Below are 10417 nucleotides of genomic sequence, written 5' to 3' on the forward strand. Positions count from 1 at the left end.
GGCGACGGGAATTTCACGGTCGGCCGCGTCAGTACTGTCGTGTCACTGAGCAGAGCGGCGACGGCCGCCGACGCCGAGCCGGGCGGGTCGCGGCGCGCGGTCGCCGTGGTCGTCGCCGTCGTCTTCATCGACCTGCTCGGGTTCGGAATCATCATCCCCGTGCTCCCGTTCTACGTGCGGTCGTTCGGCGTCAGCGACGTCTTCATCGGCCTGCTGGCGGCGTCGTACTCGCTCGCGCAGTTCAGTGCGGCGCCCGTCCTCGGCCGCATCTCCGACGAACGCGGCCGCAGGCCGGTGTTGATGCTCTCGATGGGCGTCGCCGCCGTCGCCTGGGTGGTGTTCGGGTTCGCCGCTGAAGTCGGTGCGGTCGCGGGAACGACTGTCGGCCTCGTCGCCCTGTTCGGCGCACGATTGCTCGCAGGGGCCGCAGGCGGGAACATCGCCGCCGCACAGGCCTACATCGCGGACGTGACCCCACCTGACAGGCGGGCCGGCGCGCTCGGCCTGGTCGGCGCGGCGTTCGGCCTCGGGTTCGTGTTCGGGCCGGCAATCGGCGGCCTCCTGGCCAGCGAGACGGCCGTCACCACCGCTCACGGCCTCTTTCCGGGGTTCGTACCGGTGACGGAGTTCTCGCTCCCGAGTTTCGCCGCCGCGGGATTCTCGTTCCTCGCGCTCGTGGCGGCCGCCGTCGTGCTCGATGAACCGGAGCGGACGCGGGGCCGCAGCATCCGGACGACGTTCGTCGACCAGTTCCGGACCGCGCTCGGCGACGACGCCCTCCGCCCGCTGGTCGTCGCGTTCTTCCTGACGTCGCTATCGTTCACCGGCATCACCGTGATGTTCGTGCCGTTCGTCGCCGACTTCTTCGGGTACGGGGCGACCGAAGCCGCGCTCTTCCTGGCGTACCTCGGCGCGCTCGGCATCGTCAACCAGGGCGTCCTCGTCGGTCGGCTCTCGCGTCGCTACGGCGTCCGGCGCGTCGTCCAGGCAGGCGTCCTCTCCCTGTTCCTGGCGTTGCTGTCGCTGGCCGCGTCCCCCATTGCCGCCTCGACCCCGCTGTCCGCCGACGGGCCGGCGTGGCTGACCGGCGGCCTCCTGGTCCTGCTGGCGTTCGGCGCGCTGGCGTCGTTCGGCAACGGCGCAATCAGTGTCGGTCTCTCGACGCTCGTGTCCAGCGCTTCGAGCGCGGAGTCCCAGGGGTCGGCGTTCGGCGTGACGCAGGGCGCCGGGAGTCTCGGCCGGACGGTCGGACCGCCGCTGGCCGCGAGCGCCTACGTGGTCGTCTACTGGTCGCCGTTCGTCGGCGGCGCGCTCCTGCTGGTCCCTGCCGCGGTGCTCCTGCGTACGCGCCAGTAGCGCGCTCGATCGCGTGAACGAGCCGGCCCGGGGAACCCCCCCTCAGAGGGAGAGGAAAATGGCGTACGGGACGAGGAACAGGAGCACGGTCATCACGACGAGCACGAGCCCGTAGCTGACGACGGTCCCGACGGCCGTCAGCCACGACGGGTGGTCGAACTGCTGGAGGTCGACGGTCATACTCGCATCTCGGAGCGGGACGTGCTAAAAGTTCGTGTTGCGGGGCGCCGCGAGGGGCGAAACGTTCAGAGCCTGTCGCGGATTCTCGCGCGTCGCCGTTCAGACGATGTCGCCGATGCGCCGCGGCTCGCCGGACAGCGCGGGGTCGGGTTCGACGAGCTGGAGGACTTCGTGGTCGGTGACGTCGTGGTAGTCCTTGTCCGTGGCTTCCTCGATGAGTTCCTGTTCCATCCGGAACTCGGTGCCTTCGTAGACGATGTCGACGCCGTCGTCTTCGAACGAGAGGGTAGTCATACCGTACAGTAGTTTACGAACAGACTAAAGTCCGCCGTCCGACGGCTGGCGTGCGTTCTCGCGGGGTTTATTGGCGTGCGGGATATTGAAGGGAGTGTGCTCGGCCCGAACCCGATCGACCGGCTCACCATCCCCGACGGCACCACCGTCCAGGAGCACGACGTCGTCGTAGACGGCGACGTGCTCGTGGGCGGCCAGTCCACCGTGGAACTCGGGGTTCGCGGCCGCAGCGTCGTCGCCGGCGAGCGCGTCTCCTTCGGCGGCGACATCGAAGCAGAGGGCGACTGCCGCCTCGACATGTGGTGTGACGTCGACGGGAACGTGCTCGCCAGCGAGGACGCCTACCTCGGCGAGCGCGTCCACATCACGGGCCGCCTCGTCGTCGGCGGCGACCTCGACATCGGCGACGACGTCGACATCGAGGAGGGCTTCGAGGCCTCCGGCTGGATCGTCATCCGGAACCCGATGCCGACCATCACGTTCTTCGTCGTCTACCTCACTCACCTCCTCCAGATCGGCGAGGAGGAGGAAGCCGAGGAGCTCGTCGAGCAGTTCGCGGCGGACGGCGACGCCCAGCCGTTGACGATTCCGCGCTCCGGGAGCGTCTCCGACGACGCGTGGCGCGTCTCCACGCCCGCCGTCATCGGGAGCGACTGCCGCCTCCACGGCAACATCCGCGCGACGGACATCGAGGTCGGCGCGAACAACAACATCTTCGGGAGTCTGCGCGCCCAGGACGACGTCTCAGTTGGGTCCGGGACGAAGATTCACGGGGACGTCACGACCCGGAACGGCGACGTGGAGGTCGCGAACGGCGCCGTCGTGCTCGGTGACGTCTCCGGGCAGGACGTCCACATCCATCCGGACGCCGACGTGGACGGCGTCATTCGCGCCCGCGGCGAGATGCACCTCGGGAGTTCCACGGAGCGGGAGTCGGAGTAGGGACGCCGCTGCCAGCAGAAGTTTCGTCGCGCTGTACGAGTGTCGTCGGACGTGCTGCCACCGCGTCTGTGGCTGTCCCGGGCTGTCGAATCTGTGACTGTCTCGAACTGACTGGACTGGATGGGAGTCGGAGCTGTCGGTCCCCGGACTTCGGGGCTCAGTCGAACTCCCGCCAGCTCGTGAGGTGGACTGCTGCTGCGAGGAACACGACTGCCAGGACGCCGACTGCAGCGAACGTCCAGCCGACGCCGCTCGTCGAGTCGAGGATCATCAGCTTGCGGAGGCTCCGGTGGAAGTGCGTCACGGGACTGAATTCGGCGATCGTCTGGAGGGACGGCGGCATGAGGTCCAGCTCCCAGAATATCCCCGAGACGAACATCAACGGCAACGCGATGGCGCTCCCGAAGCTGATCGCCGCGTCCGGGTTCTGGACGACGCCACCGAGGGTCATTCCGAGCGCGGTGAACGCGATCGCGCCGAGCACGATCAGCGCAATCGAAAGCGGGCCCGGCACCGCCGACACCCCGAAGACCACCCACGCGACGGCAATCAGAATCATCGTGATTGCCACGGCGAGGATGGACTGCTGGATCACGTTCGCGACGATCCACTCGTGTTTGCGGAGCGGAGTTGCGGCCAGTCGTTTGAGGGTTCCGTCGCGTTTGAAGCCCGCAATCGCCGACGGAACTGTCATCACGCCGTTGATCAGAATCATCGCGACGACGAACGCCGGCAGGAAGTAGTCAGCGGCGGCGAAGTCCCGCTGGCCACGCTCGTCGGCGCTGACAGCCACCGTCGGCTCCTCGACGCCGATCGAGCGGTCGTTGAACGTCGCCACCACGCTATCGACGATGCTTCCGACGGCACCGGCCCCCTCGTCGTCGGGAACTGTGAGCAGCGTTACGCGAACTGGGCCGGCGGTACTGCCCTCCGGCCGACTCGCTTCGAACGCGTCCTGGGCCGCCGCTACGTCCTCGCGCTGGGACTCGGACAGTTCGTCATCGAACAGCGCCACCGTGTCCTGGATGACCGCCATCCGTACTCTGGCGCTCTCCGTCCGCACCCGTTCGTCGAACCCGTCCGGAATGACGAGCACCCGCTTGTACCCGGTCGCCTCCTCGACGTTGTCGGTGTCGGAGAGCTCAGTTTCGGGGTCGACCTCGTGGACGTCGAGTGGGCCTGTGTCCTCCAGAGCGGTGACGAGCGTGTCAGACAACGCAGTCGGTTCCCCGGCCGCGTCCACGTCGTTGTTCTGGACGCCGACCGCAAACTCGGTCGGGCCACCGGCAAAGACGACGCTGAAAATGACGAGCAGGATGAGCGGGAACAACAGCGCGAAGAAGACCGCTTCCCGGTTACGCGTCCAGTCACGCAGCAGGGTCACCGTCAGACTCAACAGTCGACTCACTGGAGTCCACCCGCAGGCGTGAGGGTCTTTCCTGCTAATTCCAGGAACACGTCCTCCATCCCCGGGCTGACGAGGTCGATCGCGTGCCCGGTGCCGGCGTCCTGGAGTGTACTGTAGGTGTCCTGGGCGCGCTGTCGGTCCTCGAAGACACCGATCAGCTCGCCGGTCCCGCTCCGGTGAACGGTCTGTGCCGATTCCTCGAGCACCCGTTCGAGCGAATCCGCTTCGCCGGATGGGTTCGACTCGTCGAGGTGGACGACGACCGTGACCTCGCCGGCGTACGCCTCGATGAGCCCGGCAACTGAATCGACCGCTTCGACGTGGCCGTCGACCAGAAGCGCAACGCGGTCGGCGAGGTACTCGACTTCCGCCATGTCGTGGGTCGTCAAGACGACCGTCGTCCCCAGCTCCGGGAGCTGCTCGATCTGCTCCCACGTGGACCGTCGGGCGGCCGGGTCGAGGCCGGTCGTCGGCTCATCGAGAAACAGGATCTCCGGGTCGCTGACCAGCGCCATGGCGATGCCGGTGCGGCGTTGGTACCCGCCCGAGAGCGTATGAAAGGGGTCGGACGCCCACTCCGCGAGGTCGAGCTTTTCCAGAACTGCATCGACGTCCAGCGGCTCCGAATGCAGGTCCCGTACCAGCGCGACGTTCTCTCGGACGGTCAACCGCTCGAACGTGTGGAACGACTGTGGGACCACGCCGATTCGGTCCTTGATCTCGTAGAGGTCGGTTTGCAGGTCCAGCCCGAGGACCTCAGCGTCTCCGCTCGTCGGCGTTCTGAGCCCCTGCAGAATCTCGATCGCCGTCGTTTTCCCGGCCCCGTTGGGGCCCAGCAGGCCGAAGATCTCGTTTGCCAGGATTTCGATGGAGACGTCGTCGACGGCGACGGTGGACCCGTATTCCTTCCGGAGGTCCGTCGTCCGAACGACGCGCGCAGGTCCGTCGGAAGCCATCGGAACGTGGTGAACCTCTTCGAGGAATGAAAAAAGCGTTTGGGAGTACTACCTACTCGCGTGTTCGCGTCTGCACGCTCCCCGTCCGCAACTGCTGGGCGGGCTGAACGGGCAGCGGTCGACGCCTACGCGTCGATCTCGCCGTCGAAGGGGTCCTCGACCTGGCCGGCGATGGCTTCGAGCGCGTCCGTCACGGTGACGAGGCCGCGGACGCTGCCGTCCTCGCCGGTGACGAGCGCGAGCTCCTGTCGTTCGGCCTGGAACCGGTCGATAGCGTCACTCACTGACACGGTCGCGGACAGCGTCAGCGGCGGATGTGCGATGTCCTCCAGTGTGTCCTCGCCGTCCTGGAGGTCGTCGAGGTCCCGGAAGACCTCGGGGAGGTAGACGATGCCGCGGAAGTCATCGAGCGACTCGCCGACGAGCGGGTACCGGACGTGGGGGTGGTCGGCCATCCGCTGTCGGTTCTCCTCGAGGGACTGTTCGGTCGACAGGGCGACGATTTCCTCGGCATCGTTCATCACGGCGCTGACCGGGACGCGACCGATTTCAAGCGCGCTGAGTACCTCGGTGAGGCGTTCGTCCGAGAGGTCGCCGCGTTCGAGCACCGACGCCGTGCGGTGGCGGAGGTCCGCTCGCGTCTCGATGACCTCCTCCTCAGTCTCCAGCCACGCGCCGGTCATCTCGACTCCGAACAGCCGCAGCGTCCACTTCGCGACGCTGTCGCCGATGCGCATGACCGGCGAGATGAGTTTCGCGAACCAGTACAGGGGGGTCGCGCCGTACTCGCAGACCTGCTTGGAGCGCTCGACCCCGAGGTACGTCGGCGTCTGTTCGCCGTGCGTGAGGTGGACGAGATTGATGATGACGAACGCGAGCACGCTCCCCGCGCCGACGGCCGCCAGCGCGCTGTTCCGGAAGACCGGTTCGAAGACGGCAGCGAGGGCGGGTTCGGCGACGATGCCGACCGCGATGCTCGACGCGGTGATGCCGACCTGACAGCTCGTCAGGTAGATCTCGAGGTCCTGGGTCATCTCCCACGCGCGCTCGAGGGCGGGCGTGTCGAACTCTTCCTCCGGGTACTGCCGGACGCGCGTCAGCGCGAACTCGATTGCGACGAAGAAGCCGTTCGCGAGGATGAGCGCGACGCCCGCGACGAGACGGACGCCGACCGCCAACGTGTTCATCGAACGGGGGTTCCCGCGTCTCCCGAATATCTTTTGTGGTGGTCGCGCCGGCCCCGCCGACGGGGTCCAACCGAAAACCCTTCCGTCGCGGTCCGGCTATTCGAGGGTATGTTGTCTATCGCGCTTGCCGGGAAGCCGAACGCCGGCAAGTCGACGTTCTACACCGCTGCGACTCGCTCGGAGGTGGACGTCGCGAACTATCCGTTCACCACTATCGACGCGAACCGCGGTGTCACGCACGCGCGAACGGAGTGTCCGTGCCTGGAGCGCGAGGAGCGCTGCGGGAACGAACACTGCCACGACGGGAAGCGCTACGTCCCAGTGGAACTCCTGGACGTCGCGGGTCTCGTGCCGGGCGCCCACGAGGGCCGCGGCCTCGGGAACCAGTTCCTCGACGAACTCACGAACGCGGACGTCATCGTGAACGTCGTGGACGCGTCGGGTGCGACGAACGAGGAGGGCGAACCCGTCGAAGTCGGCACCCACGACCCGCTGGAGGACGTCGACTTCATCGAGGCGGAGATGGACCTCTGGCTGGCCGGCATCGTCGACCGCAACTGGGAGTCCGTCGAGCGCCAGTCCCGCAGTCCCGGCTTCGACATCGAGGAAGCGGTCACAGACCTGATGACGGGGTTCGGGGCGACCGAGTACGACGTCGCGGGGGTGCTGCGGGGGATGGAGTACTCCGAGGACCCCGTCCAGTGGACCGAGGACGACCGCGAGGGGCTCGCGCGCGGCATCCGGCGCCGGACGAAGCCGATCGTCGTCGTGGCGAACAAGATCGACGCGGCGCCCGCGGAGAACGTCCAGCGGTTGCTCGACCTCGACAAGCCGGTGGTGCCGGCGACCGCCCAGGGCGAGCTGGCGCTCCGCCGCGGCGCGGACGCCGGGTTCATCGAATACGACCCCGGCGACGAGGACTTCGAGATCACTGGCGACGTCAGCGCCGACCAGACGGAGGCCCTGGAGGCCCTCCGGGAGACGATGCAGGAGTACGGCGGCACGGGCGTCCAGCAGGCGCTGAACCACGCGGTGTACGACCTCCTTGAGATGGTGACTGCGTACCCCGTACAGGACGCCTCGAAGTGGACGGACGCAAAGGGCAACGTCCTGCCGGACGCGTTCCTGCTGGAGTCGGGCTCGACCCCCGTGGACCTCGCGTACGCGGTCCACTCCGACATCGGCGACGGCTACCTCCACGCCGTCGACGCGAAGACCAGCCGCGAGGTCGGCGAGAGCCACGAACTCGAGGAGGGCGACGTCGTCAAAATCGTCTCCACCGCGAAGTAACGGGAGCAATCGGCGGTCCGCGCGCGGACTCGGCGGCCGCGGTCCGCGCCGCCCAGTAGGTGCTAGCGCGATTTCTTCGTTCAGACGAGTGGCTGAAACTCGAGCGACCGAAGTGGGACGTCGATGTACGGAGTGACTACTCGATTTCTAACTGACCACTTCGGCCACCCTGCTCACCGTCGTTTTCGTCCCATTCGAGTTCGAACTCGATACTTCGTTCAGTCATGTTGCCTGCCGGGCCTTCGCGTTCAGCTTTGACCTCGAAGGTCGGCCGGGCAGGGGGGTTCAGTGTTACAGACTCGGAGCCCGCTTTCAGGCTGATAGCGCTTCCGCTTTCGAGGTTGTCCGCGACTTTCCGGAGGTACGAAGCGATCTCTTCTCGACTCTGGTCGCTCTCTGATTTGAACAAGACTTCCTCAGGCATACAGGAGAACGTACACGGCCTGCACCGATAAATGCGTCCGCTGTGCTGACCGGCTGTTTCAGCTCGTACTCGGATAACGAAACCGTGTTGGCAACTCCTGCTACGTTTGGCCGGACGCGACGAACACGCCGACGTCTTTCGTGACGCGGAGTTCGCCGTCGCTGGCGTCCAAGCGGGCGCGGAACGCGTCGGCGATGTCCATCGCGTCGTCGCCGTCGAAGCCTGGCAGTGAGAGCACGTACGCGACCAGCGGCTCGTGAGTCGTCACGCGCAGTTCGTCGTCGAAGCGCCGCAGCTCGACGTCCGCGAACTCTCGACGAAGCCCCTCGGCGCCGTTCTCCAGGCTGAACGCGAGTTCGTCGGGCACGTCGCCGAATTCGCTGGCGACGTCGAACACCTCGGCGAGGTTGTCCTCGCCGTTCGTGGACGCGTACAGCGTTCCAGACGGCTTCAGGACGCGCCGTATCTCGGAGAGCGCCGCTTCGCGGCCGGCGTCGTCGAGGTGGTAGAGCACGTGGTGGGCGGTGACGGCGTCGAAGGCGTCGTCCGGATACGGGACATCGCGAGCGTCCACGGCGTCGAAATTGAGGTCGTGGCTGCAGTCCTCGAGGGCCTCCATCGCGTCCATCACCATCCCGGAGGAGTTGTCGGTGACCGTGACGTCCCACGTCTCCGGGAGTCGGCCGTCGTTGACCGCCCAGAACGCGCCGTGGCCGGCGCCCAGCGAGAGAACGCTGGCATCGGCGGGGAGGTCGAACTGGTCGAACAGCCACTCGTGGAGGGACTGTGATGCGGTGGAGAACCGCGCGTGCAAGACCTGTCGGGCGGCCAGGTTCGACGCGTCGGCGTACTGCTCGGCGAGCGCGTCGTCGTCCTGCCAGGCGTGCATGACCCGTGTGTCTGGCTACACGGACTTCAGCCCACCGTTGTGTCACGCGAGCGGTCGGAACCACACCGCAGCGACCAGTACGGCCAGGAAGACGTAACAGCCGCGCACGAGCAGCATCGTCGCGATTGTCGGGTCGCTGCGGGCCGCGAACGCGGCCACCACGCCGAACGCACCGACGGCCGCCACGGAACTCGGTGGGAACACTGCCAGTGCGGCGAATGCGACGACACCGACCATGGCGGCGGCCATCAGCGCGTACGCGAACCGGCGTGCACCCGAGCGCCCGAGGACGACGGCGACGCTGTGCTTGCCGATTGAGCGGTCGTACTCGTAGTCCTGGGCGTCGTCGACGACTTTCACGCCGGACAGCAGGACGAGCAGCACCGACGCGAACGCCAGCGGCCTGATGGCCACCACCCCCGCTTGCGCGTAGTAGCCGCCGACGAGCGCCACGGCGATGCCCATCGGGTAGCCCGTCGTCGTGGTCACGGGGTGCGTGTCGAGCTGCGGCGCGTGGTGGTAGGCGATGAGCCACGCGGGCACGGACAGCGCTGCCGCCCCCGGACCGACCAGCCACCACAGCGCCGCCGCGAACGCCGCGAACGCGGTCGTCGACCCCCGGATTGCCATCCGACAGCCCGCTTCCGTGAGCGGGTGGTCGTCGTCCTCGCCGCGGACGTGGAAGTCCACGAGGCCGTCCTTGACGTGGGCGGTGTACACGGCTGCGAACATCGCGCCGACGTGGACGCTCATCACGAGCACGGAGAATTCGCCGGCGAGCACCGCGCCGAACGCCGACGCGGCCAGCGGCGGCAGCATGAACACGGGATGAACCTGAGACGCGAACGCCCTGACGGCCGCTCCAGCACCCGCTCCGTGCCGTGTGGCCTGCATACACACCCCATAGGCTGCGGGCCGCATAACTCTCAGGGGGTCGAACGGACGCTGTCGACGAACTCCACCGTCACGGCGACGTCCCGCCCCGTCCGCTCGGCGATTTCGGCGCGCAGTCGGTCGGCCAGGTCGGGGTACTCCCGGTCTGCGGGGCGTTCGACGACGACGGTGACGCCGTACTCGTCGCTGACCACCGGCACGGTCGCGCGCACGCTGACGAGTGTCAGCGCCTCGTACTCGTCGTCCGCCAGCGCGTCCGTCACCGCGCGGTTCACGTCGCGCTCGTGGATCATCTGGTCGGTGGCCATCGCCAGCGTGCCGCTCAGTGTCGCCACGAGGAGCACCGCGACCGCGGCGACTCGTGCGTACCGGCGCAGCGGCACCGACCCCCACTCAGTCGGCCGGTAGCCAAGCTGCCAGAGGACGAACGGGGCGACGACGTTGATGGCCGCGAAGTTCGACACCAGCAGAAGTGCCGCGCCCGCCGCGACCACCGGCAGGTTCCACGCGATGCCGATGCCGACCGTCGCTGCCGCCGGGATGAGCGCGGCAGCGACCATCACGCCGACCAGCGACACGGGCAGCGCCGTCGCGATG

12 protein-coding genes are annotated in these 10417 nt (G+C 67.6%); 3 read left to right on the forward strand and 9 right to left on the reverse strand.

Features of this window, described 5'->3' with window-relative positions; all coding sequences use genetic code 11:
- Positions 1-39 precede the first annotated feature (39 nt).
- Positions 40-1356, forward strand: coding sequence for an MFS transporter (locus tag GRX66_RS12595; protein ID WP_394351530.1), 1317 nt, complete (start codon positions 40-42; stop codon positions 1354-1356).
- A gap of 42 nt (positions 1357-1398) precedes the next feature.
- Here GRX66_RS12595 and GRX66_RS19550 read toward each other — a convergent pair whose 3' ends face one another.
- Positions 1399-1536, reverse strand: a complete 138-nt coding sequence (locus tag GRX66_RS19550) for a hypothetical protein (protein ID WP_201293009.1) — start codon at positions 1534-1536, stop codon at positions 1399-1401.
- Between the two features lie 99 nt (positions 1537-1635).
- The gene (locus GRX66_RS12600; RefSeq protein WP_159526877.1) at positions 1636-1830 is read right to left on the reverse strand and encodes a DUF5800 family protein; all 195 of its coding nucleotides are present in this window, start codon (positions 1828-1830) and stop codon (positions 1636-1638) included.
- Between the two features lie 96 nt (positions 1831-1926).
- Here GRX66_RS12600 and GRX66_RS12605 point away from each other — a divergent pair, with 96 nt between their 5' ends.
- The gene (locus tag GRX66_RS12605) at positions 1927-2772 is read left to right on the forward strand and encodes a polymer-forming cytoskeletal protein (RefSeq protein WP_325064098.1); all 846 of its coding nucleotides are present in this window, start codon (positions 1927-1929) and stop codon (positions 2770-2772) included.
- Positions 2773-2929: 157 nt separating this feature from the next.
- On the opposite strand, the gene GRX66_RS12610 is transcribed toward GRX66_RS12605, so the two are convergent.
- The 3 genes from GRX66_RS12610 to GRX66_RS12620 form a co-directional block, all read right to left on the reverse strand.
- Complete coding sequence (locus GRX66_RS12610; protein ID WP_325064099.1) at positions 2930-4180, reverse strand: ABC transporter permease; 1251 nt, start codon at positions 4178-4180, stop codon at positions 2930-2932.
- Positions 4177-5136, reverse strand: coding sequence for an ABC transporter ATP-binding protein (locus tag GRX66_RS12615; protein ID WP_159526878.1), 960 nt, complete (start codon positions 5134-5136; stop codon positions 4177-4179). Before GRX66_RS12615 ends, GRX66_RS12610 begins: the two co-directional genes overlap by 4 nt.
- Before the next feature lie 125 nt (positions 5137-5261).
- The gene (locus tag GRX66_RS12620) at positions 5262-6323 is read right to left on the reverse strand and encodes a hemolysin family protein (RefSeq protein WP_159526879.1); all 1062 of its coding nucleotides are present in this window, start codon (positions 6321-6323) and stop codon (positions 5262-5264) included.
- A gap of 108 nt (positions 6324-6431) precedes the next feature.
- Between GRX66_RS12620 and GRX66_RS12625 the strand changes: the two genes are divergently transcribed.
- Positions 6432-7613: a redox-regulated ATPase YchF gene (locus GRX66_RS12625; protein ID WP_159526880.1), complete on the forward strand. Its 1182-nt coding sequence runs from the start codon at positions 6432-6434 to the stop codon at positions 7611-7613.
- Between the two features lie 136 nt (positions 7614-7749).
- Here GRX66_RS12625 and GRX66_RS12630 read toward each other — a convergent pair whose 3' ends face one another.
- The 4 genes from GRX66_RS12630 to GRX66_RS12645 form a co-directional block, all read right to left on the reverse strand.
- Positions 7750-8037 (reverse strand): amphi-Trp domain-containing protein, encoded by a 288-nt coding sequence (locus GRX66_RS12630; RefSeq protein ID WP_159526881.1) that lies wholly within the window; start codon positions 8035-8037, stop codon positions 7750-7752.
- Between the two features lie 100 nt (positions 8038-8137).
- Complete coding sequence (locus GRX66_RS12635; RefSeq protein WP_159526882.1) at positions 8138-8926, reverse strand: class I SAM-dependent methyltransferase; 789 nt, start codon at positions 8924-8926, stop codon at positions 8138-8140.
- A gap of 42 nt (positions 8927-8968) precedes the next feature.
- On the reverse strand, positions 8969-9820 hold the full coding sequence (locus GRX66_RS12640; RefSeq protein WP_159526883.1) for a UbiA family prenyltransferase: 852 nt from the start codon (positions 9818-9820) through the stop codon (positions 8969-8971).
- A gap of 32 nt (positions 9821-9852) precedes the next feature.
- On the reverse strand, positions 9853-10417 hold a 565-nt coding region (locus GRX66_RS12645), incomplete at its 5' end, for a DUF389 domain-containing protein (RefSeq protein WP_159526884.1).

The organism is Halobacterium bonnevillei, from assembly GCF_009831555.1.
Lineage (GTDB): Archaea > Halobacteriota > Halobacteria > Halobacteriales > Halobacteriaceae > Halobacterium > Halobacterium bonnevillei.

What these genes read in the sequence shown, in the direction of transcription:
- GRX66_RS12625 (WP_159526880.1), top strand. Translation starts at nt 6,432, where the DNA reads ATGTTGTCTATCGCGCTTGCCGGGAAGCCGAACGCCGGCAAGTCGACG.
- GRX66_RS12630 (WP_159526881.1), bottom strand. Translation starts at nt 8,037, where the DNA reads ATGCCTGAGGAAGTCTTGTTCAAATCAGAGAGCGACCAGAGTCGAGAA.
- GRX66_RS12600 (WP_159526877.1), bottom strand. Translation starts at nt 1,830, where the DNA reads ATGACTACCCTCTCGTTCGAAGACGACGGCGTCGACATCGTCTACGAA.
- GRX66_RS12615 (WP_159526878.1), bottom strand. Translation starts at nt 5,136, where the DNA reads ATGGCTTCCGACGGACCTGCGCGCGTCGTTCGGACGACGGACCTCCGG.
- GRX66_RS12620 (WP_159526879.1), bottom strand. Translation starts at nt 6,323, where the DNA reads ATGAACACGTTGGCGGTCGGCGTCCGTCTCGTCGCGGGCGTCGCGCTC.
- GRX66_RS12635 (WP_159526882.1), bottom strand. Translation starts at nt 8,926, where the DNA reads ATGCACGCCTGGCAGGACGACGACGCGCTCGCCGAGCAGTACGCCGAC.
- GRX66_RS12640 (WP_159526883.1), bottom strand. Translation starts at nt 9,820, where the DNA reads ATGCAGGCCACACGGCACGGAGCGGGTGCTGGAGCGGCCGTCAGGGCG.
- GRX66_RS19550 (WP_201293009.1), bottom strand. Translation starts at nt 1,536, where the DNA reads ATGACCGTCGACCTCCAGCAGTTCGACCACCCGTCGTGGCTGACGGCC.